This window comes from Paenibacillus suaedae (genome assembly GCF_032337355.1).
Lineage (GTDB): Bacteria > Bacillota > Bacilli > Paenibacillales > Paenibacillaceae > Paenibacillus_B > Paenibacillus_B suaedae.
On the sequence record NZ_JAVYAA010000006.1, the window covers coordinates 40925 to 63327 of the forward strand.

At 44.7% G+C, this 22403-nt stretch carries 18 protein-coding genes and 1 other annotated feature; of the genes, 8 read left to right on the forward strand and 10 right to left on the reverse strand.

All coding sequences use genetic code 11. The features are described from left to right. Nucleotides 1-83: 83 nt before the first annotated feature. A complete protein-coding gene (locus tag RQP50_RS21505) occupies nucleotides 84-533 on the reverse strand; it encodes a DUF3888 domain-containing protein (RefSeq protein ID WP_315746701.1) in 450 nt (149 codons plus the stop codon). 327 nt (nucleotides 534-860) lie between these two features. On the opposite strand from RQP50_RS21505, the gene RQP50_RS21510 reads away from it, so the two are divergent. Beyond that, nucleotides 861-1226, forward strand: a complete 366-nt coding sequence (locus RQP50_RS21510; RefSeq protein ID WP_139295434.1) for a hypothetical protein — start codon at nucleotides 861-863, stop codon at nucleotides 1224-1226. A gap of 86 nt (nucleotides 1227-1312) precedes the next feature. Here the strand turns inward: RQP50_RS21510 and RQP50_RS21515 are convergent, their stop codons facing one another. Further along, entirely contained in the window at nucleotides 1313-2062 is a 750-nt protein-coding gene (locus RQP50_RS21515) for an SDR family NAD(P)-dependent oxidoreductase (protein ID WP_021254718.1), read from the reverse strand. A 170-nt stretch (nucleotides 2063-2232) separates the two neighbouring features. On the opposite strand from RQP50_RS21515, the gene RQP50_RS21520 reads away from it, so the two are divergent. From RQP50_RS21520 to RQP50_RS21545, 6 genes are all read left to right on the forward strand, one after another. Next, nucleotides 2233-3117 carry a LysR family transcriptional regulator gene (locus tag RQP50_RS21520; protein WP_072731656.1) on the forward strand — a complete coding sequence of 295 codons (885 nt, stop codon included), beginning with the start codon at nucleotides 2233-2235 and terminating at the stop codon, nucleotides 3115-3117. A 109-nt stretch (nucleotides 3118-3226) separates the two neighbouring features. Beyond that, nucleotides 3227-3421, forward strand: a binding site (T-box leader). 98 nt (nucleotides 3422-3519) lie between these two features. After that, nucleotides 3520-4944 (forward strand): Na+/H+ antiporter NhaC, encoded by a 1425-nt coding sequence (gene nhaC, locus RQP50_RS21525; protein WP_072731658.1) that lies wholly within the window; start codon nucleotides 3520-3522, stop codon nucleotides 4942-4944. Continuing rightward, nucleotides 4937-5800, forward strand: a complete 864-nt coding sequence (locus tag RQP50_RS21530; protein ID WP_072731659.1) for an MBL fold metallo-hydrolase — start codon at nucleotides 4937-4939, stop codon at nucleotides 5798-5800. The genes nhaC and RQP50_RS21530 overlap by 8 nt, the downstream gene beginning before the upstream one ends. Nucleotides 5801-6056: 256 nt before the next feature. Continuing rightward, complete coding sequence (locus RQP50_RS21535; RefSeq protein ID WP_072731661.1) at nucleotides 6057-7166, forward strand: GerAB/ArcD/ProY family transporter; 1110 nt, start codon at nucleotides 6057-6059, stop codon at nucleotides 7164-7166. Then, the gene (locus tag RQP50_RS21540; RefSeq protein WP_072731662.1) at nucleotides 7153-8664 is read left to right on the forward strand and encodes a spore germination protein; all 1512 of its coding nucleotides are present in this window, start codon (nucleotides 7153-7155) and stop codon (nucleotides 8662-8664) included. The genes RQP50_RS21535 and RQP50_RS21540 overlap by 14 nt, the downstream gene beginning before the upstream one ends. Beyond that, the gene (locus tag RQP50_RS21545; protein ID WP_072731664.1) at nucleotides 8661-9851 is read left to right on the forward strand and encodes a Ger(x)C family spore germination protein; all 1191 of its coding nucleotides are present in this window, start codon (nucleotides 8661-8663) and stop codon (nucleotides 9849-9851) included. Before RQP50_RS21540 ends, RQP50_RS21545 begins: the two co-directional genes overlap by 4 nt. A gap of 45 nt (nucleotides 9852-9896) precedes the next feature. On the opposite strand, the gene RQP50_RS21550 is transcribed toward RQP50_RS21545, so the two are convergent. From RQP50_RS21550 to RQP50_RS21570, 5 genes are all read right to left on the reverse strand, one after another. After that, on the reverse strand, nucleotides 9897-12317 hold the full coding sequence (locus tag RQP50_RS21550) for an endo-beta-N-acetylglucosaminidase (RefSeq protein WP_175560809.1): 2421 nt from the start codon (nucleotides 12315-12317) through the stop codon (nucleotides 9897-9899). A gap of 500 nt (nucleotides 12318-12817) precedes the next feature. Next, a complete protein-coding gene (locus tag RQP50_RS21555) occupies nucleotides 12818-13984 on the reverse strand; it encodes an MFS transporter (protein ID WP_315746876.1) in 1167 nt (388 codons plus the stop codon). Nucleotides 13985-14166: 182 nt separating this feature from the next. Next, entirely contained in the window at nucleotides 14167-15300 is a 1134-nt protein-coding gene (locus RQP50_RS21560) for a zinc-dependent alcohol dehydrogenase (protein ID WP_315746877.1), read from the reverse strand. Between the two features lie 293 nt (nucleotides 15301-15593). Further along, nucleotides 15594-16628 carry a FecCD family ABC transporter permease gene (locus RQP50_RS21565; RefSeq protein WP_315746702.1) on the reverse strand — a complete coding sequence of 345 codons (1035 nt, stop codon included), beginning with the start codon at nucleotides 16626-16628 and terminating at the stop codon, nucleotides 15594-15596. Between the two features lie 3 nt (nucleotides 16629-16631). Next, on the reverse strand, nucleotides 16632-17687 hold the full coding sequence (locus tag RQP50_RS21570; protein WP_315746703.1) for a FecCD family ABC transporter permease: 1056 nt from the start codon (nucleotides 17685-17687) through the stop codon (nucleotides 16632-16634). A gap of 395 nt (nucleotides 17688-18082) precedes the next feature. Here RQP50_RS21570 and RQP50_RS21575 point away from each other — a divergent pair, with 395 nt between their 5' ends. Beyond that, entirely contained in the window at nucleotides 18083-19711 is a 1629-nt protein-coding gene (locus tag RQP50_RS21575; protein ID WP_315746878.1) for a multicopper oxidase family protein, read from the forward strand. Between the two features lie 186 nt (nucleotides 19712-19897). Here the strand turns inward: RQP50_RS21575 and RQP50_RS21580 are convergent, their stop codons facing one another. The 3 genes from RQP50_RS21580 to RQP50_RS21590 form a co-directional block, all read right to left on the reverse strand. Then, complete coding sequence (locus RQP50_RS21580) at nucleotides 19898-20578, reverse strand: response regulator transcription factor (protein WP_315746704.1); 681 nt, start codon at nucleotides 20576-20578, stop codon at nucleotides 19898-19900. Next, on the reverse strand, nucleotides 20568-21386 hold the full coding sequence (locus RQP50_RS21585) for a sensor histidine kinase (RefSeq protein WP_315746705.1): 819 nt from the start codon (nucleotides 21384-21386) through the stop codon (nucleotides 20568-20570). Before RQP50_RS21585 ends, RQP50_RS21580 begins: the two co-directional genes overlap by 11 nt. 471 nt (nucleotides 21387-21857) lie before the next feature. Further along, entirely contained in the window at nucleotides 21858-22319 is a 462-nt protein-coding gene (locus RQP50_RS21590) for a CcdC protein domain-containing protein (protein ID WP_072731673.1), read from the reverse strand. Nucleotides 22320-22403 lie beyond the last annotated feature (84 nt).

Sequence of the window (22403 nt, forward strand, 5' to 3'; positions counted from 1 at the left end):
ACCTCTCCATTCAAAACTAAACCATTATCATAACATCTTATGTAAGCAGCTCCAATTTGGAAACCGTTTTGTTTCAGAACCAATTATCGCAGTAATAGGTGCTGCCAATTGAGAGGTAATTGGTTAGTATGGACATGTTGATAGCTTGTTATTTTCACTATGTTCGTAATAAGTGGCGATATTTCTAGAGTCATCCGATCCTGCCCTACTGCAATATGTGGCCCAATGACAGGCTGAACCTCAAGCGTAAGGAGAAAGTCATACCCACGATTCTTGGGATTTTGATCTATTCTCTCTGCCTTTACAATGTCTATTTCATATGGATACACAACAGGATCTACCTTCAATATCTTACTGTAATAAGAATTGACGGCCTCTTGGATTTGGGGCAGAAGCAGAAGCAACAGCATGTCGGGATACAAATCAGAATCTGCCTCTTTAAGCGTTCTATTGACCTCGGCGTTTGCCTGAATGGGCAGGGACAAGACAACTGTGATTAGAATAATGGTTGTAAAAACATAAAATTGTTTCATTTGATTCACCTCATGCAGACTATCTCCAGAATTATGTTCCTCTATACATGTTCAGGTACTAAGATTCGTCTTCACAAGAAATTATTTTGCTCCAGGCAAAATATGTGTTGTTGGTGAAACATATTTGGAATATACTACATTCAAAGCTCACCTATTCATTATGAGAGAAAAACAGTTGAAGGAGGAGAATTCATACATATGGTTAACATGTATCGAATTCTAATAGAGGGATCAATTTACTCAATCCTATTTCTAGTCATCTTGCTCACCTCTCTTGCCTACAATCCAAGAATATGGCTACAGGATTATCCGAAGGATATACAACGGATGGCAAAGCCTAAAGGCAAGACGGAAGAAAGGCAGTTTCTTCTTATAGGCTCGGTTGTCATGCTGCTTACGCTTGCTCCATTGCTATCATCAATTGTACTCGATGGTGCTCAAATTACGTTCTGGAGTACATTCATCCAGTTTTATTTGATTTTCACAATGGTCAGCTTATCTGACCTCATCATCTTGGATTGGTTCATTTTCTGTATCATTACGCCCTCATTTATAATCATTCCAGGCACACAAGGTGCACGAGGATATAAAAACTTTCGATTCCATTTTACTGGATTTTTAAAAGGCGCTATTATTTATGGAGCATTTAGCTTGATATTGGCCGGCATTCGCATTGCAGTAACGTATATTTAATCAAAAAAGACAAGCACCTTGACTCCTAATGATAAGGATGTGAGGTGCTTGTCCGTAATTCAATGTATGATCCTACTGTTGTGATATTACTTAAACGATGCGTATCCTTCATCAGCCATGACGACACTGCCATTAATTGCACTAGCTTCATCAAGGGAGAGCAAGTATACCGTATCGGCTACTTGTTCAGGCTGTGTCAACTTATTGCCAATAACCTTCGCCTTCATCGCATCTACCATGCCTTGGTCTTTGTAGCCTTGAATAATCGGTGTGTCGACAGCACCTGGCGCAACAGCAAGCACTCGAATGCCATATGCAGAGAGTTCCAGCGCAGCGGACTTCGTCATCATGATGACAGCTCCCTTCGTTGCATGGTAGGCGAATGTCCCCGGCGAAGCCAGAAATCCGAACACCGAAGCGGTATTAATAATTACTCCACGAATACCGAGCTCTCTCATCTTGCGTCCAGCTGCGATAATTCCGTACGCAACTCCATGCTGATTCACATTAATCACATCATGGTAATCCTTCAGATTTTGGTCAAGCACAGGAGTCACGCGGCCAATCCCCGCATTATTGAACATCACATCAATTCGGCCGAACGTTTCAACAGCCTTCTCTACGAGTGCTTCTACCTCTTCTAGTTTGGACACGTCAGTTTTGACAAAGATCGCTTCACCGCCCAGTTTTTCAATGAGGGCAACGACTTCTTGTCCTGCTTGTTCATTAAAGTCAGCGACAACGACACGATCCCCTTTTTTGGCGAACTTCAATGCCGTCTCTTTCCCAATTCCACTTGCCCCACCTGTAATAACCGCTACTCTTGTCTCAGCCATGCTCGATTCCTCCTCGTCGAATGTGTACGTGCTTCATTATAACTGTGAGATTATTCATTGACTCTTGCTTCTTGCTATGCCTTTATTGTAACACTCTAGATAATTAACTAAAATTTATATAAACTAATATATAATTAAGTATTACTTAAGTATTGAATTGAGGTGTCAATATGAATATTGAGCAGCTTGAGAACATTGTTGAGGTGGCGAAGACAGGATCTTTAACGAAAGCCGCGCAACAAGCGCATGTAACCCTGTCGGCCATTAGTCAGTCCATTTCCTTACTGGAATCAGAACTAGGCATTCGAATATTCCAGCGTTCACGTGGACAAGGAGCGGTTCCAACGCCTGAAGGTCAAGCAATTATTGGCATTGCGAGTGAAGTATTAGTGAAGATCAATGAACTAAAAGCAGAAGCACAGTCTTATACCAATACCGTCAACGGGCTATTACGAATAGCCACAATTCCCGGGCCAATGCATTTATTAATTGATGTTATATCCCGTTTCAAGCGCGATTACCCTGCTGTCAAATTTGAAATCATGGAAAAAGGCCCCAAAGAAATCGTGGATCTAATCAAGCAGGATAAGATTGATATTGGATTGATCGCTTTATCGGAAAGTCTCCTTCACCAACAGCGCAATTTAACATTTCAGAGACTGCTCGAAGGCAAGCTTGTCGTTGGGGTGAACGAGCAATCACCACTGCGATGGGAACATGTGATAACACCAGATAAGCTAATCAATCAGACGTTCGTCCTCTATGAGGATGAACATATTCGGAATTACATGTCACAGTTTGTTGAAACGTATGGTGGGGTTGATATTTTGTTCATCAGCAACAATACGCAAGCGATTCACAATGCGGTAAAAGAAGGAATTGCGGTGACGATAGGAATAGACTACTCGTTCAAAGAGGATAGTCAGCAAATCATTCCTATAACCTTGGAATCACCTAATATAGAGCGATTTTATTATGGCTGGGTGCATGCCTCAGACAAGCAAATTTCGCACGTGGCGAAGCGTTTTCTGAATCGTTTAAAATCCGAACTCTAACACAGTCATCAAAAAATTACTGTTGACAAACAAATGCAGAGGTCTATAATGTGATTTATCACATGAAAGCCCAAAAGCAAAAAAGCAAGAAAGCAAAACAGTAGAATATCAAAAAGCGTAGAACTAATACAGTAGCTGTCTGTGGCGGAAAATCAGAGACTTGGTGGAAGGTGCGAACTAAGCCGGGACATGCAGTGAATTACAATTAGGGAGCTGACTTCGGTCCGGCAATGCCGTTAAATAGATGAGTGAACAAAAGTTATTTTGTTAATCAGGGTGGTACCGCGGAACTTCCGTCCCTATTTGGGGATGGAGGTTCTTTTTTTATATATACAGGTTGTTCAACAAGTCGACTTATGAGCATCAACCACTACAACTACGACATAAAGGAGTGAAACGAACATGAAACGACAAGTATCAATTGGCTTAGCGCTATTACCTATCCTTGCGCTTATGGCTGCGGGTGCTGCCTCGATTTCCATCTGGAAAGCAGGCATGTTCATCCCGCTTATGATTGGCATCATCGTCACCGTTATAGTAGGGGTGATTAGCGGTTATAAATGGGATGAGCTTCAGGAGATGATGGTAAACGGCGTATCCAAAGCAATGCCAGCAATATTCATTTTGCTTGTCATCGGGATGATCGTTGGAACATGGATTTCTAGTGGAGTCATACCTACCATGATCTACTACGGCTTATCTTTTATTCATCCCTCATTCTTTGTTCCAGCAGTCGCCGTCGTGACTGGCATTGTTGCCATTACGCTTGGCAGCTCCTTCACTTCCATCGCTACGATTGGGTTGGCATTCATGGTCATAGGTGAAGGCATGGGATTCTCCCCCGGCTTAATTGCAGGGGCAGTCATATCAGGCGCATTCTTTGGCGATAAGCTGTCGCCGTTATCCGATACAACGAATATTGCACCAGCAATGGCTGATACGGATCTGTTCAGCCATGTACGGCACATGTTATGGGATACGATTCCCGCGTTTATTATCGCAGTTGCTTTATATGCCCTAGTTGGTACGCGCACAGTAGAAGGTTCGGTCGATACAGCCAATATCGATATGATATTGACCGGAATTCAAAATTCGTTCATTATCCATCCCTTACTGCTGTTACTGCCTGTTCTCACCATATTCTTAATGATTAAGAAACTTCCGGCTCTGCCGACATTGCTGTTCGTAGGCATCATTGGCGGAATAATCTCTATGGTCGTGCAAGGTGATAGCATCAGTTCCATGGTGAACACAATGACAAATGGATTTCATACCGAATCCGGTGTGAAAGCAGTGGATTCCTTATTGAATCGCGGCGGTCTAGTCTCTATGCTGAATACGATCGGGCTGTTGACCATTGCAACTGCACTTGGTGGATTGCTTGAAGGAACATGCATTTTCCAAGCACTTGTTCGGCCAGTCGTATCCAGAATTAAGACGTCAAGTTCGCTCATTGCGACTACTATTGCATCAACCTTCCTTGTAGCCTTTGCAAGTGGAGCGCAATTTCTGGCGATTATATTGCCTACGCGTACATTCGTTCAGACCTACAAGGACATGAATATTGATACGAAAAATTTATCAAGATGTGTGGAAGCTGCCGGAACAGTCGGCATAACATTAGTACCTTGGGGAGTACCCGCTGTGTTCGCAGCAAACATGCTTGGCGTAAGTGCGGAACAATTTATTCCATACATTTTCTTCGCCTTTCTAGTTCCGCTTATTAATATCCTATACGGGATCACCGGTTGGACCATTGTGAAGAAGGAATATCCTGTTCACTCGAACCGTGATCAAGTAACAGCAGGAGGAATTGGACATGAATGAGGTTATCGTCAATATTGTCGGAACAGCACAAGATGCTGGGGTACCGCACCCGAATTGTTTCTGTCAGAATTGTATGGCTGCAATGCACAATGGTACACGCAGACGCGCCGCTTCCTTAGCCATTATCGAACTGGGGCGCAAACAATGGCATCTTATCGATGCAACACCAGATATGCGGGAGCAGATGGCTTCCGTACAGATGAAGTACCAGCTTCAAGGGAAACTCATGAGTAGTATTTGGCTGACCCATGCCCATATTGGCCACTACCCTGGGTTGATGTTCTTGGGCAGAGAGGCCATTGGTGCGAGAGGTGTTCCTGTCTTCAGTGGGGATAAAATGAAGAAGATGCTGGAAACCAACGCCCCTTGGTCGCAATTGGTGGAATTGAATAATATACAATTGAACAGCATTCAACACGAGCGGCAAGAGCAGTTGTCTCCTCTCGTTCGAATAACACCGATTGAAGTACCGCATCGCAATGAGTTATCGGAGACATTCGGGTTCTGGATCGAAGGCCCTTCACGCAAGCTGCTCTACATTCCGGACATCGATCGATGGAACGAATGGGATCGGGATATTTATAACGTAGCGAAGGAAGCAGATATCTGCTTATTGGATGGAACATTCCATTCCATTGAAGAAATTGAGCGGATGGGACGCAATTACAAAGAAATCCCCCATCCTGTCATCACCGAAACGATGGATCGGCTACAAGGATTGGCTGAGCACACTGAGATTTATTTTACCCATTTTAATCACACGAATCCTGTCAACGACCGAACGAGTTCCTTCTCGAAGCTCGTACAGGATAGAGCGTTCTATATCGCTGAAGATGGAATGGAACTTAAATTATAGATTGTTGAACGTTCAACAGCACTGCCTTTCTGCAATGATAAGAAGGCGGTGCTGTTTTTTACTCCACTTTCCAGCGCAGGGATCATCTTTCTGATTAGCGAAGCTTCTGATTTACACTTATGCTGCGGGCATATTAGGGAGGGCGGCACGAAAGGATACATGGATGAATTTCCTAACTTCGACTCAAAATAATGGTGATACATGATCGCATTGATTACTGAATTGACTTGAGATCGAACAAAGGAGAACAAACCTCATGCCGCGTCATTCTATTACGTTTCTGCAAGCCTGCTTTATTATCATCATGTCAACAGGCCTAATGAATCACGTTACCGTTATTCCTCTACTGCTGCGTGAAGCTCATAAAGACGGTTGGATCAGTGTATTGATTGCACTCGTACTCGCCTTCTGCTGGATTCCGCTGCTTTTGATCACTGTTCGAGCCAAGCCGAGTCGCCCCCTACCATTGTTCGCTTGGGTTCATTCGCTAGGTGGCAGCTTTGCCGCATGGATGGTTACAACTTTGATTATTGTGTATTTGTTCTTCTCGGCATTTGTGACATTAGAAGACACGGCAACTTGGACCAAAATCTCATATTTGCCAAATACCCCGACGGTCGTAATCGCTGGTGCATTAATACTCTTGCCCCTCTCCAGTGCCTTAATCGGCATACATTCGATTGCGATCTGTGCCGGCATTCTTCTTCCGATCGTCATTATTCTCGGATATGTCGTAATGAGTGCTAACTTTCAATATAAGGATTATTCGCTTATCTTCCCAATATTCGAGCATGGGATTACTCCTATTATAAACGGGCTCATTCTGATTGGAGCTGGCATGGCCGAGCTGATTCTTATCATTTTCTTGCTGCCGCACATGTCAAATAAACCAAGATTCCGGGGAATGTCTACGCTGGCGTTCATTCTTGCTGGCCTTACAATCGGCCCTTATATCGGCTCTATCGCTAACTTTGGGATTATAAATGCTTCTTTCATGCGGTATCCGGCCTTCGAGCAGTGGAGAATTGTAACCGCAGGCAAATACATTGAGCATCTTGATTTTTTGTCAATTTATCAATGGTTATCCGGTTCTTTCATCCGCATAGCTTTGGCGATTTTCCTCATCATTGATGCCATCCCGCATCGAAGTCATCATACGAGAATCGGTGTTGGCGTGGGGACGGCTGCAATCATATTCCTAGCTGTTGTTGTTTATCGTGATGACATTCAATTCGTTAATCTGTTAAGAATTATCTATTTCCCAAGCGTCACTTATTTGCTTGTATTTCTGTCCGTGATATTCGCTATTCTCACCTGCTACAAACACCGTAGATACAAAGGAGGGATCGTCCGTGAAACCAAATAAAGCGTTGACTCAGAGATCGGATGATGATCCAGCAGGCAGCCAGCCGCTCAGCCTTCAACAGTTATTTTGTGCATTGGAGAATTGTGCAGATGTTCAGAAGAAAACCTACTCATTCGGATCAAGCACGCGCTCGTATACTGTATCTTTCATCTATTGTGAAGGATTGGCTGACACTAAACAGTTGAATCAATATGTGATCCCCCAGTTGAAAGCCAATTTGGAGGATGCCAATTCTGTGCAGGATCTACTTCACAAACATAATAGCTTATTAGCAATCCAGCCTATCGAGGCAAAGAATAGAGTACATGACATAGAGACATTATTGTTTGCTGGACATCTCATTATCGAGTTCAAAGAACTAAACGTCTACTATTCTCTCGATATTGCAGATCCGCCCAATCGAGCTCCCGAAGAATCCAATACCGAAATATCAATCAAAGGACCGAAGGATGGCTTTACGGAGAGCTGTCAAATGAACATTGCGCTTATCCGCAAGCGCTTGCGAACCCGCTCTTTGAAGTGCGAATCCTTTGTCCTTGGTACCCGAAGCCAAACCAAAGTATCCTTACTCTATATAGAGGATATTGCAAATCCAAGCATGATGCGCGATATCAAGCAGCGCATCGAAGCAATCGATACAGATGCTATCGTTAGCAGTTCGCAGCTTGGTGAAGCAATTGGCGACTCAACTTATTCCCTGTTTCCTTTACTCGATTACATTGGGAGACCCGACTATGCCGTACAATCCCTAGTCAGGGGCAGATTCATCATCATTGTAGAGGGAACACCCATGGTGCTTATTGGACCTGCAAACTTGATATTCACGTTAAAATCGCCGGAAGACATCCATTTTCCGTATTTTTTCGTAACGTTTCAAAGGCTGCTACGCATGATCGGCTTAATGGTCTCTATCTATATGCCAGGATTCTGGATTGCGCTAATTGCGTTCAATTTAGAACAGCTTCCGTTCCCTCTCTTGGCAACGGTAACGAATTCTCGATTAGGGCTTCCGCTGTCCGCTCCAATGGAAATGATATTGATGCTTGGTTTATTTGAAATATTCCGCGAAGCAGGCATTCGCTTGCCAAAGGCTGTCGGTCAGACGATTGCCGTCGTAGGTGGACTCATTGTTGGAGATGCCTCGATTCGAGCGGGTCTTAGCTCCCCAACTACATTGGTCGTCGCGGCCGTTACCGCTGTTGCTACCTTTACTTTGGTTAACCAGTCGCTAAGCGGTACAGTCAGCATATTGCGTCTGTTTGTGTTGATCGTGTCGTCCACACTTGGCATGTACGGCTTTTTCATTTCCGTTATGGCCATACTCGTCTATTTATCGGCACTGCATTCATTCGGCATCCCCTATTTATCGCCATTGTCCCCCCCGATTTTCGGGGATATGCTGAAATCGCTTATCGCATTGCCTGTCAGAATTGTGAGCCGACGCCCTATCATGCTCCGAACGACTGATAAGACCCGTGAAGGAAAGGAGCCAAAATGAGCGTATTTGATCACACAGTAGATAAATCTCCGTGCAGACACGGTATAAATAAACGATACTTACTTATCAGCGTTCTTTGCCTATTTTTAATACTTACGGGCTGCTGGGACAGTAAAAATGTTCAGGATCTGAACTACGTCACGGCCTTTGGCATTGATTATGATAAAGGGAAGTATATTGTGTACACAAACTCATTGGAGTTCACGAATGTCGCTAAACAAGAAGGAACAAGATCTCCAAGTAAAACACCTACGTGGATTGGAAGAGGAGAAGGATTTACGCTCGACTCAGCCGTGAACGACATTTATGCTGCTTCCACGCTGCAAATTATTTGGGATCATACGACCGTAATTATTTTCAGTGAGCGCGCCTTACAAAAGGATGTGAATAAGATGGTTGATTCCCTTCTTCGTTTTTCAGGAATTCGATATACTGCGTGGGTGTACGGAACCAAAACCCCAATCGCTGATCTTTTCGCGGTAACGATTCCTTTTAATTTGTCCCCCATTGCGTCTATGCTCTACTCTCCGGATGATATACTGAAACAGCAAACGAACATCCCTCCACTGCAGCTGCAGAAAATGGTCGCACAGCTGAATGAGCCGGGGAGCACCGTATTATTGCCCAGCCTTTCCTTGAACCATGAGGAATGGACGAAGGACAAAAAGATAATTAGTCAGCACGAGCTCAATGGAGTGTTCATCCTTCAAAAAGGGAAGTACAAAAGTTGGATGAAACAAGAACAAGTACTAGGCTTGCGATGGATGTCAAATCAAATCCAGAAGGTACACATAGGAGTAGGGCAATCAACTACCCCTGATGCGGTTCTTACAATTAAGAAGCCCAAATCATCAGTGAAGGTATCTCTGCAAAACGGAGTCCCTAAGTTCAACCTCGAAATCGATGTCCAAGGCTCTGTCGAAGAAATTACGGACAATGCGACCAAAGAACATATCGCCGCCGCGGCAAAGGAAAAAATAAAAAACGACATCCAACAAACATTCCAACAGGGTTTGAACAGAAAGCTCGACATCTATTCGTTACAAAATTGTGTATATCGCAAGTACATCTCTTACTGGCAAAAAAACAATAATGGTTCCTTGCTGCAGCTTACACCCAACTCTCTTAAACAGATTGACGTCCATGTCCAGATAAAGGATTCTGGGATGAACCGTCTGAGCCGATAAATAAAGCCCTGACAATTTTGTCAGGGCTCGCTTGTATGCTTGAAGCTACTGCCCCCACACCTCAAACTCATAGATGCGTGCTGCAGTATCAGATTCTTGTGTCGCCTTGGTTATGTTCAACTTCGCGTAACGAGCTGAAGTTGGTGCAATATTATGTGTCGTCTTGCCAGCACTATTGCCGCTTACTGTCACAGCATCCACCCAATTTACGCCATCTTCACTTAGCTGAATGTTAAAATCTCTAGTATTGAAGTTTGCTGATTCTCCGCCTTCTTGCGCATGCTTGACAATAAATTTATCTACCGTATACATAGAGCCTAAATCGACCTGCAGCCAGTGTGGCTCAGAGCCCGTTGCACACCATTTGCTATTATTTGCTGTAGTTCCGTCAAATGCCTTGGCAGGTGTCTCACCGGGTACGAAGCGGTCTGCCGTAGCATTTTGATTAAGAGCTAAATTCATCGTGGAAGGAGCCTCCTGCCATGCAAAGCTTGCTTGAGCAGCGGAACTTCGTACCCCATTCGTGCCTAAAGCCACCACTTCTAATGTTGTTTGCTGCTCGCCAGAGTTGCGGCTCATCGGTTGAACATAATAGGCTGTATTCGGTGTTGCACCCACGAGCTCACGCGTTCCATCCGGCTTCACTCGATATACTTCATAGGCTTGCACATTGCCGCTGGAAGATGCGTTCCAATTCAAACGGGCATCTGCTGTATTGCCTGAGAAATCGACTTCCTCAATAGCCAGGTTGGTTGCCGCTTCTGGAGCGGACATATCTCCTGTATTCCGAATGGATAATTGCCCAATATTGATCACGTAGTTGTTAATTGCATTGCTGCTGTCGAACTTCAGTGAAATTGCATCAACAGTTCGACCTGCGAAGTTGCTAACGGATATCTCCTTGGTATTCCATACGCCCGGATCCCCATCCCCTACATCAAAGAACTCGAATTGACCCGGATTATCAGCGAACGAAACGCCAACTTTCATATGAGATGCAGTTTGTCCTGTCTTATAGGTAACGGATATTTCCGTATCACCGGACAGCGGCAGATTCGTTCGATAGAGCTTCAGATGCGTTGCGTTCTGTGAACTCAATAAGCCAGACACCTTCAGTGAGCTTCCACCGTAATAAGCTGTACTCCAATCGAAACTCGGCTTCAACGCTGTACCGGAGCTTTCTGTAATCCAACGCCAAGTTGGCAGTACATCCTGTAAGCTGCGATTGTTCCATTCCTTCATACTTAAGACGGAACCATCGACTGCAAATTGATTGCCGTGCCCCGTATTAAAGGTAGTCGTGAACGGCAGATGCTGAATCGATGATTTATCTGCAAAGTAATTAGCGATCCCTTTCCAGCTCGAAGATGTTGTCGTATTGCGTGGGTCGCTGTTCGGACCTACCCAATATTTCATCTCCTTCGTATAGAATTCATCATTGCTCGTTGAACTGCGGTATGTCCAATCTGGCCGATAAATGCCGAGTGAGGTAGCAGGTTTCTGATTGCTTGGGAAGATTCCAGCCCAGTTGACGTTCGTGTTGTAGCCATTCGCCTCTGTATCAATGCCGGCATATAAATCATAAGGATCACGATTTAAGCTGATCGCTTTATTTTTAGAGTTCTGAAGCATAGAAGCGGACCAATTGAAGTTGAGGAACATACTGTCCGCAACCTTTTGCGCACCATTTTGCAGGAACATTTGATTTCGTGCATTTAATTCATTTTGCCAGCTGATGCTGCCGCCGTTCGTCATTGAGTCATACCACATGATGTGCATATTTGATGGCTTATGCGCTTGCAAATATTGCATAAATTGCTGCATCTTCGTGGCGTCCGCCGAATTCCCGCCAGCTGTCTCTTGATTGATGAACCAACCATCGAAGCCGAAGTAACTGGCTGCTTCAATCAGTTTGTCAGCTACTGGGAAGGATCCATCCGGTTTCTGCTGCAGCATTTGTTTCACCCATTGGTATTGGCCACCATATGCAGTTGGAGGGAAGAAGATGGTTCCGAGAATCGGAACTCCATTCTTATGTGCCGCATCAATAATATCAGCACTAGGCGGTACGATCAGGCCCTCGGAAGCTGAACCTCCCCACAGCACCATCACATCAACATATTGCCAGTAACCGAAGGCATCGGCACGGAACTGCCCTGCACCTTGAGACGGAACACCACTCGTATTATCATTCAGCGCCGACAATGCAACAAGCCGGGATTGGTCTTGCGCATTCGGATTTACTTTCTGTCCTGTGAACCGATCTGCAAGTGAGATCGTACCACGGTTGAACTTCGCATCCTTGTCCGTTGTTGGGCTCCACTCTAGGAGAGTAGCTGGATGCCAGTATGAAGTGCGCGGTTGCTCCGCATATGCAGTGGGAGCCATCACCGGGCCGAATGTGGAAATAGCCAGAAGCGAGGTGATGAGTAGAAGCTTCACTTTCTTTTTCATCGTGTTGACCACTGTAAGTCTCCTCCTCGCACCAAAAGGTGCTATATTCGATTACAATTTAAATCTACTAGAAATAAAGCGCTTACATAAGTGTAATTAACTTATATTCAATGTATAAAGTATAGTGTGTTTGAATTGTATATTTGGTATTTATATACATATAAATCAAAATTTAAAACATCCTTCTTTTCATGTGCTTGAAAAAGAAATCTTTTGCATCGAGAGGCTATTTGTGTGCTGAAGTCAATTACGAAGATATTGATAGTTTAGAAATTGAGGGAGTAGCCGTTTACAGTGGTCAACTCAACTGCTTAAAACTGCCTGACTTGAGTGTTTACTCTATTTGATAATTACACGTTCTGTATAGTGCTTCGATGATGGATAGCGAGACTAACGAGACCAATATCCCCTGTTCTATTGGTCTCGATCTCAGAAATACCATCCTACAGTAATTTTTTCCATATCTGGTCTCTGACAGTCTAGCTCCGCCGAGAAACAACTGCCGTACAGAGTTAGCCTTGCGATTGTTGTGAACCGCTTGAAGCTCTGATTGCTAACAAGCCGGAAAGTGCAGCAGCTATCCCACAAGCACATAAGATCAGAAATAAATTGATCTGTGTATGATTCATCACTAGTGCTGCTATCATTGGGCCGGCAGCCACGCCGACAAAACGCATACTGCTGTACAAGGAACTAATCGTACCTCTATGCTTCTTCTCAATGCTTGCGGTTATAAAGGAATCGAGACAGGGCAAGGATGCTCCTATTCCGAGGAAAGCAGCGCTTAGCCAAATGAACAGGGGTACAACAGATTTCGTTGGTATGCACATGCCAAGTCCTACTGCTGTTAAGGCCAACCCGCACACAATGATCCATTTCATTGCGATTTTATTACTTCCTATGCATTTTCCAGCAATAAAAGAGGAAGTACTCAATACAGCCAACGGTATTGCAAGCAGCAAACCCTTTACAATACCCTTATACCCATGCTTGTCTTCCAGCGATTCCGATAAATAAAATAACGAACTGAACAGCATGAACATGCCGAGTCCCCCGATAACAAATATGGCGATTAACCAACGTGAATTCTCTCGAATCAACCTCATCACTTGTATTAAAAAGTCGCGAACGGGTATTGGTTCGGAATCAGAATCAGATTCTTTGGGCTGCTTGACAAAAAAAAGGACGAGCAGAATCGAAATTAGACACAATACTGGAATGGCCCAAAAAGGAAGATGCCAAACGATTGCGACCAGGGCTGTTCCCAAAATAGGGCTCAATACTTTGCCGCATGTATTGGCCGTTTCGATAATGCCGAGACCACTGCTCACATCTTTTTCACTTTTGAACATATCCCCTACCAACGGCAGAACGATGGGCATTGCTCCAGCAGCTCCAATCCCCTGCAGAACCCTTCCCAATAAAATGACAGAGTAGGAATGATCCATCCAGACCGCTGCTGCACCGCACACACTACCTCCAATGCCTGTTATGATAAGGCTGGGAATAATGACTGCCTTGCGGCCAATTCGATCAGATAAATAGCCGGCAATAGGAATGAGGAAAATCGCCATTACGGAATATACGGTAATGAGCAGGCTTGTTTGGAATGAGCTAACCTTCAACTGTCTCCTGATTTCAGGCAATACGGGGATTAGCATTGAATTGCCTAACGTCATTATCAAAGGAATTGATGAAAGTGCTAATAAGTCAAAACGTTTGTCAGCTTGCACTTGGGCACACCTCCGTGGGGTATCCACGTCATTTTAGAATTATTGTACACTTCCTCAATCCTTTTATTCTCTAATTCCGATAAATTAAAACGGATTTAAAGCGAAGTATGGGTACATCTAAGCAACACTTATGGCTTTAATACGACCTTTACGCATTCCTCCTCATGATTATTGAAAATACGGTACGCATGGCTTGCTTGATCCAACGGCATTCGATGCGTAATGATGGCTGTCGGATCAAAACTGCCCTCCATTATTTTGTTATACAGCCACGGCATATAATGGATTACTGGTGCTTGTCCCATTTTTAGTGTAATATTCCTTGCAAAAAAAGCACCTAACGGAAACAAATTATAATTGCCTCCATATACACCTGTTATCTGGACTGTGCCGCATTTGCGAACCGCTTTCGTCGATATTTGGATCGGTCCAAGAGTTCCCCCCTGCAGCTTCAGCTTCTGCTCGATATATTCAAGTGTTGATTTCTTCCCGTCCATACCAACGCAATCAATGACTACTTCGGCTCCCCCATGTGTAATTTCCTTTAAATGCTCCCCCATATCATCATGCTTCGTAAAATCAAACGTCTCGACACGATTTATTTGCTTGGCACGTTCCATTCGATAGGTAAGATGATCAACAGCTATGACGCGTTCGGCCCCTCTCATCCAAGCAAAGCGTTGGGCCATTAATCCTACTGGACCGCATCCAAGTACAATTACGGTGTCGCCTGCTTTAACACCTGCATGTTCCACACTCCAATAGGCTGTCGGAAGCACATCAGATAGGAATAGAAGCGACTCATCTTCAAGCTCGCAGGACGGGGGGATAACGAACGGCGTAAAATTGCCAAAAGGCACTCGAAGGTATTCCGCTTGACCGCCGGGGTAATTGCCGAACTTCTCAGAATATCCGAAATAGCCGCCCGAATCATAATGGGGATTACTATTATCGCACTGGCTCTCCAAATTGTGCGTACAGTAATGGCATTGACCACAGGCTACAGTAAAGGGGATTACAACACGATCACCCTTCTTCACTCGAGCTACTTCCGATCCTACCTCTTCCACAATTCCCATTGGTTCGTGACCGATGATATAGCCTTTTGGCAGTGGAAAATTCCCTTGATATAAATGAAGATCTGATCCGCAAATGGATGTGCTTGTAATCCGCACGATAATATCATCTTTCTTTTCAATCTTCGCGTCATCTACGTTTTTTACTTCGATTGAATTTGCTCCCTGATATGTTACGGCTTTCATCATGATGCACCTCGCTATGGTTGTATGTTATTCCGTTATTGAGACAATATAATCATCGATATTATGTATCAGGGTTAGTAAGTTATTCAAAATAACACGGACTTCTATATTGGCATGAAAAAAGCCGCGCTGAGGCGGCCTGTATTCTATCGTATGAATATGAAAAATTAGCGCCATGTTAGGTCTACAACTACAGGCAAATGGTCGGATGGAAACTGACCGTTAACCTGATCCGAAAGAATGGAGAGAACCTCGCACGGAACCTAATTTGTCATGATCTCGGCCGGTGAACCTTATGCTTTCGAGCGAGTTAATAAATACAGAAAGTAAGGGGCGCCGATTACAGCGACGACAATTCCCGTGGGCACTTCTGATGGCTGTAATATCCATCGTCCAATTGTATCTGCCGTAATCACAAGCAAAGAACCGGTTAAAGCCGAAGTCGGCAGAAGGAGTTGGTGTTTGGGACCCACAAGTCGTCTAGCTAAATGCGGTCCAATGAGCCCCACAAAGCCGATGCCACCGCTTACCGCCACACATGAGCCTGCCAATCCTACTGCCGCTGCCAACAGCAAAATTTGTTCTCTCGATACATATGCCCCCAGCCCAGTTGCCGTCTGTTCACCCAAGTTCAGAACATTCATGATTCGAGCTTTGTAGAATATGTATGGCAATAACACGACGATGAATGGAAGCAGTGCAAGTACATACTTCCAATTCGTTCCCCAGATGCTTCCGGCAAGCCATGTCGCCATCGTTTGATATTTTTCGGGACTAAGCTTCAATGTCAGTACGATCATAGCTGCACTGATGCCGGCAGCTACCGCTATACCAGTTAACAGTAATCGCGTAGGCGATATATTCTCATGCCGTTTGAAGGATAACAAGCAGATGAGCGCTGCTGTAAGTCCAGCCCCAAGCCACGCGAACACTGGCAATAAATAGATCGGAGCCTGTGCAGTTGATGGGTAAAACGAGATGAACAACATTACGGCGAGACCAGCGCCCGCATTAATGCCTAAAATGCCCGGATCAGCCAATGCATTACGCGATATGGCCTGCATGACACAGCCGGATACCGCAAGACCTGCACCGATTAGCAAAGAAATAACAATGCGCGGTAATCGGAAGTCAAATAGGATTAGCTCTTCTTTTTTTGTTCCTGAACCGAACAATGTACGCAGCAAATCCATGGGGGATAAGCGAATAAATCCTGTATTCATGCTAATGATAACCATAATGACAATCAGTACAGCTATCGTAATCATAATCGCTATGCTCCGCTGCTTCTTTCGTTTTTGAATCATCGGTAAAGATAGACTTGTCATCGTTTACAGTCCCCTCCTTTCCTTGCGTGCCAAGAAGAGGAAGAAGGGTACACCGATTAAAGCGATTAATGCCCCAACAGGTGTTTCGTATGGCGGATTCACCATGCGAGCGGCAAGATCAGCGAATATAACCAGCAAGCTGCCAAGCAAGGCTGAGCATGGGATAATCCAGCGATAATCCACGCCAACTAAATAACGGGTAACATGTGGAATAATCAAGCCTACAAAGCCAACAGCTCCAACAACTGATACGGCTGCACCAGCCAAAATAAGCACAATGACCGTGCCTGCCAATCTTACGAGGCGTGTTCTCTGCCCCAGTCCCTTGGCGATCTCCTCTCCAAGACTGAGCATTGTAATCGAACGTGATAATACAATCGCCCCTACAAGAGCAGCTGCAATCCACGGAAACATCACTTCTAGCTGCGGCCATTTCGTGCCCGCTACTCCACCGGCGTACCAAAAAGCCAAATCCTGTCCAATTCGATAATATAATGCGATGCCTTCGCTCAGTGCGGATAAGAGAGCACTGAGCGCTGCCCCAGCCAATACCATTCGAACAGGGGTTAGTCCTCCCCTAGCTAATGAACCAATTCCATACACGAGCCCTGCGCCCAAGCCTGCGCCAAGAAAAGAATACAAAATTAAATACATATAGGGCAAGCCTGGAAAAAATGCAAAGCATATGGCCAGCATGAACCCTGAACCCGCATTCAGGCCAAGCAAGCCTGAATCCGCCAGCGGATTGCGAGTCATGCCTTGCATAATAGCTCCGGCAACCGCGAAGCAGGCTCCTACCAACGCCCCCCCCAATACACGCGGCAGTCTAATTTCTTGAATAATTTGATGCTGTGTTACTTCTGGATTGAAGCGGAAAATCGCCTCCCATACGGTAGACATCCGAATATCTGCCGCACCGAACGATACAGATATAGCGATCCCTAACAGCAATGCGAAGGAACCGCCAATAAGAATAAGTGTTGCTGCCATTGGACGTGAGCGAAATTCAAATGCTTGCGATGCAGCTTCCTTAGGTAAAGACTTAGCCACTTGCCCCATACATGCCACCCTTGCTGTTTCTAAATTATAATGATATTGATTATCATTTGCATTAAGATATATTTTAGGACATTTTTCCTCTTGTGGCAATGGAGAAAATGAATTGATTTTTTGTACAATTGTCACTACTCATTCAGTTCATATCCGTCTTTTTTCAAATAGATGCGGACTAAATTTCTCATTTTCCAATCGTCGTCACGACCAAAATTTTGCCGCTGTGCATGGTCTCCTCCTCGATGTTCAAGCTTTGTATATTCACGATACTGCATAAATTTGTGTTTTTTATGAATCTCCATCATTTCTCCATATTTGCTGTCTATGCTGAGACTGTATTCTACAAGAATGATAATTCGGGAGGCATTGAATTGAAAAGCTTATTCTCAACTCGCAATCGGATGCTCCAAACCATGGTCGTTACCGGGATAATTGCATTACTAGCAAGTGGATGCTGGAACGGAGGAACTGCTAAGGATCATACCAACATGGATCATGCTTCTATGTCGAACCAACAAGAGTCGAAGCTTACATCAAATACAGACACAGATATAGTAAAAGAAATAGTGAAGCGTACTGTAACTACACCTACTGTTGATGGCACATCCCTAACCATTACTGCTCAACCAAGTAACTTGGAAGTATCCAATGGGGTGGTGCTGCCCGTTTGGACATTTAACAATTCTGTTCCTGGGCCGCAGATTCGAGTAAAGGTTGGCGATACTGTCAAGATTAAGCTGGAAAATGAATTGCCGGAGCCTGTATCGATCCATTGGCATGGATATCCCGTTCCCAATGGTATGGATGGTATTCCTGGCGTCACCCAAGATGCTGTTGTTCCTGGGAAGTCCTTCATCTATGAGTTCAAAGCAACGGTACCGGGAACGTATTGGTACCATTCGCATCAAGACAGTGTAAATCAAGTAGACAAAGGACTGTATGGCTCGCTCATCGTCGAAGATCCGAAGGAGCAAGTTGATCGAGACTACACGCTTGTGCTGGATGAATGGATAAGCACGGGAAAGATGAATACGGAGCGAGCAGATGAAAATCAATCGAATATTCAATCAGATATGTCAGGCATGGATCACTCCAAGATGAATATGTCGAAATCCGGCATGAGAGGCATGGATCATGGAACGATGTCAATGGGCGGTCATGATATGAGCATGTACGACCTGTTCACTATGAATGGAAAATCGGGTGATGCAATAGAACCGCTCATGGTCAAGCAAGGAGAAAAGGTTCGGATTCGCTTAATCAATGCCGGATATCTCTCACATCAGATGCATCTGCAAGGGCATGAATTCAAGGTCATCGCTATGGATGGTCAACCCGTCAACAGTCCGGCTGTCATTCAAGATCAAGTGATATCAATTGCGCCTGGCGAACGATATGATCTTGAGTTCGTTGCTGACAACCCCGGTACGTGGCTGTTAGATGAGCACAGCAAAGAGGATCGAGCTCACAATATGAGGGCTGTCATTCAATATGAGGACTTTACGAAGCAGGCTGCCAAATCCGATTCCTCGGAAACCCTGCCTCAGTTCAATCTCGCTGCGTATGGCAAGATGGCGGAAGCGGCATTCACACTCGACCAGACGTATGATCAGCAGGTCATGATGAATCTAAACACAGAGATGCGAAATGGCGAGATGGTTTATACCATTAACGGCAAGGTATTTCCGGACACAGACAAAATCAAAGTTGCCAAGGGTGACAAAGTCATGGTTACCTTCATCAATCAATCGCCAACCGATGATCATCCCATGCATTTGCATGGACATTTCTTTCAGGTATTGAGCAGAAACGGGCAGCCTTTACAAGGCTCTCCTGTCGTCAAGGATACATTGAACGTTAAACCCGGTGAGCAGTATGTTATCGCTTTTGAAGCTGATAATCCCGGGGATTGGATGTTCCATTGCCATGACCTGCATCATGCTTCGGCAGGCATGGTGACAGATGTTAAATACAAAGACTATAAGAGTACGTATGTACCAGATTCGAATGTCGACAATAAACCTGAATAATGAACGAAATGAATACAGCCAAGCCTGTTGGTTAGATAGTCAATAGGCTTGGCTGTTCACAAGGTATCAGCATAAATAGACGTTGATTGATTTCATGATGTCCTTTCATGTCTCATGTTGTACTAGTCATATATCGAGACCACATTCCTATTGCTATTGCTTGTGCTATTACTGGTTACTACCATTTTACTGGACAATCCCATTCCGAAGAGCGTATACGACTGCTTGTGTACGGTCTTCGACTTCCAGCTTCTGCAAGATCCGGTGAACATGTGTTTTCACTGTGCTTTCACTGATGTGGAGTATTGAAGCAATGTCTTCGTTGCGCCATCCATATGCCATTTGTTGAAGCACTTCAATTTCTCTTCCGGTAAATGCTTCCGCACGCTCATCCTGGCATAATGGTTCAAATCGTTGAAGCGCAGGCTTCTCACCGATTCGTATGACTTGACTCATTACTTTGGCTGCAACTGCGGTTCGATAGATCGCTTCTCCACGATGTGCTGCACGAATCGCCTCAAGCAGTTCATTGGGGGTAGCATCTTTGAGCATATATCCTACAGCGCCAGCACGAATGCCATCGAATACATATTGTTCAAGTTCAAATGTTGTGAGAATGATTACCTTCAGTTCGGGAAATGATGCAACAATGTCGCGTGTTGCTGCAATCCCGCTGTATTTCGGCATTTGAACATCCATTAAAAATACATGCGGCTGTACTTGTTCTGCTACGGTAATTGCTTCGCGACCATTGGCTGCATAACCGACCATCTCCATATCTGACTGAGCATTAATAATATGGCTCCAACCACTGCGAACAAGCTCTTGATCATCTGCAATCGCAACTCGAATCAACTCATCCTTCATCCCTGCTCCCCTCCTCTACAATAGGATCGTGAACTACGTAATCGTGAGTCGGTATCGCTACGGATAGCGCAAGCCCATGAGGATGTATGGGCACTAATCGCAAGGTTCCTCCTGCCGCCTTACATCTCATCTCCATATGAGATAAGCCAAACCCAGGAGTTATAGGCGTCTGCCTAACATTCCTTCCATTATCCTGTACAGTCATTCTAATCTCCTCGTCACGCTCTTCGATTGTTATCTTGACCTCCGTCGCAGCAGCATGACGGATGACATTCGTCAATGCTTCCTGAAGAACCCGGTATAGTAGTTCAGAGATGTGTGGTGTCCAAGAGCTGCTGCAGTCTACAGCTTCAAATGTAATCAATAACTGACTCTGTTCTCTAACTTGCTGGATAAGTTTCTCCAGCGCATTCATTCCACCATATATCTGGTTATTATCTGTCATTTGACGCACGACCGCACGAACTTCGGTCAGGCAATTGCGGGCTACCTCGAGAACGGTGGCCATAGCCCGCTCGGCTTCTTCCTTATTCGCTTGCATCATATAGGGCAATGCCTGAAGCTGGACGATGACCGAGGTTAATCCATGTCCGATACTATCATGAATGTCTCTTGCAATACGGGTTCGTTCTTCTAATACAGCATACTGAAGCAGGCGGCTTGTAGCCTCTTCGAGTTCGTGATGAGCACGCTTCAATTCAAGATGTGCCTGCTCCATTTCGATATGCATGTCGCTCAACTGTTGGTGCGCCTCACGCCTCGTACGCGCTCCCCAGAAGATGACATAGATGCCAACGAGCAGAAGCATGTAGACCCCTACTCCATATTCAGATGAATGACTGGTATAAAAAAACATAACTGCGCTAACAGCCGTGATTACAGCTGCAAACACAGCTGCGAGAATCCCTTTTAACCTCAATGCGATGTATGCGATGAGGTAAATAACTAATGATGCTGACGTTCGTACTGTATCAAAGAACACCCATGAAGCCATAGTAAGTAGCCATAGTAATAGGATGATTATGTAATAGTTCCGTGTATTTCGGACTCGTTTGCCTGGAGTCCATATCAGAAGGAAGACGTACGAGACGAACATCGCCAGTCCTATCCCGATACTCCACAATGAAGAAGAATTCTCATATGGGATAAAGATGATGAGGATGATTAGACTTAATATAATCACCCTCAATCGGCTATGCATAGGTTTCTCATATGAAATTATGGATCGATTGACTCGCATATATTGCAGATCACACCTTTTGAGAGAGGGATTCGTGCCTCATATTCTCCCATGGCCTTGCAGCTGTCGATAGCGCAAAAATAGAAAAAAGCGTCTCGCACATACACTGCCAAGCGGAATCATAACGAGTGCATTACTTAATGATACCAGAGCATGCTCTCTCCCCCAATAGCCAATTGCCAAGCGTAGAAGCATTGCAGCCATAAAAATAATGACGCCTGCAATTGAACTCTGTGAAGTTATTTTCCCAGTAACCGGATGAACACGGAGTTTTTCCAAGGAAGCCCTCCACATGCCCAGCCCTATGCCAAGAACAAGACAGATCACATATAGCAGGAAGCTCCTCCAAGTCAAGTTCGCAGTCTGTGAGATTGTCGTAAAGGTTACCCAAATGAACAATACTGGAGTGATCCACATGCGTGATGGGCGCAATTCCTTTTCCTTTCCCATGCGTAGAAGTACGATTGCCAGCACAATCATAAAAGTTGAAGCAGATGTCATGATATCTCCTCTTTACCTTATATTTGATTTTCTAATTAGCAGTATAAACAGAATGCTGCATATTGAAGTCCACCTACAGATTGA

Bases quoted from the DNA above. Each gene is read 5' to 3' on its own strand.
- RQP50_RS21505 (WP_315746701.1), bottom strand. From the start codon at position 533: ATGAAACAATTTTATGTTTTTACAACCATTATTCTAATCACAGTTGTC.
- RQP50_RS21510 (WP_139295434.1), top strand. From the start codon at position 861: ATGGCAAAGCCTAAAGGCAAGACGGAAGAAAGGCAGTTTCTTCTTATA.
- RQP50_RS21515 (WP_021254718.1), bottom strand. From the start codon at position 2,062: ATGGCTGAGACAAGAGTAGCGGTTATTACAGGTGGGGCAAGTGGAATT.
- RQP50_RS21520 (WP_072731656.1), top strand. From the start codon at position 2,233: ATGAATATTGAGCAGCTTGAGAACATTGTTGAGGTGGCGAAGACAGGA.
- nhaC (WP_072731658.1), top strand. From the start codon at position 3,520: ATGAAACGACAAGTATCAATTGGCTTAGCGCTATTACCTATCCTTGCG.
- RQP50_RS21530 (WP_072731659.1), top strand. From the start codon at position 4,937: ATGAATGAGGTTATCGTCAATATTGTCGGAACAGCACAAGATGCTGGG.
- RQP50_RS21535 (WP_072731661.1), top strand. From the start codon at position 6,057: ATGCCGCGTCATTCTATTACGTTTCTGCAAGCCTGCTTTATTATCATC.
- RQP50_RS21545 (WP_072731664.1), top strand. From the start codon at position 8,661: ATGAGCGTATTTGATCACACAGTAGATAAATCTCCGTGCAGACACGGT.
- RQP50_RS21555 (WP_315746876.1), bottom strand. From the start codon at position 13,984: ATGACGTTAGGCAATTCAATGCTAATCCCCGTATTGCCTGAAATCAGG.
- RQP50_RS21560 (WP_315746877.1), bottom strand. From the start codon at position 15,300: ATGAAAGCCGTAACATATCAGGGAGCAAATTCAATCGAAGTAAAAAAC.
- RQP50_RS21565 (WP_315746702.1), bottom strand. From the start codon at position 16,628: ATGACAAGTCTATCTTTACCGATGATTCAAAAACGAAAGAAGCAGCGG.
- RQP50_RS21570 (WP_315746703.1), bottom strand. From the start codon at position 17,687: ATGGGGCAAGTGGCTAAGTCTTTACCTAAGGAAGCTGCATCGCAAGCA.
- RQP50_RS21575 (WP_315746878.1), top strand. From the start codon at position 18,083: ATGCTCCAAACCATGGTCGTTACCGGGATAATTGCATTACTAGCAAGT.
- RQP50_RS21580 (WP_315746704.1), bottom strand. From the start codon at position 20,578: ATGAAGGATGAGTTGATTCGAGTTGCGATTGCAGATGATCAAGAGCTT.
- RQP50_RS21585 (WP_315746705.1), bottom strand. From the start codon at position 21,386: ATGCTTCTGCTCGTTGGCATCTATGTCATCTTCTGGGGAGCGCGTACG.
- RQP50_RS21590 (WP_072731673.1), bottom strand. From the start codon at position 22,319: ATGACATCTGCTTCAACTTTTATGATTGTGCTGGCAATCGTACTTCTA.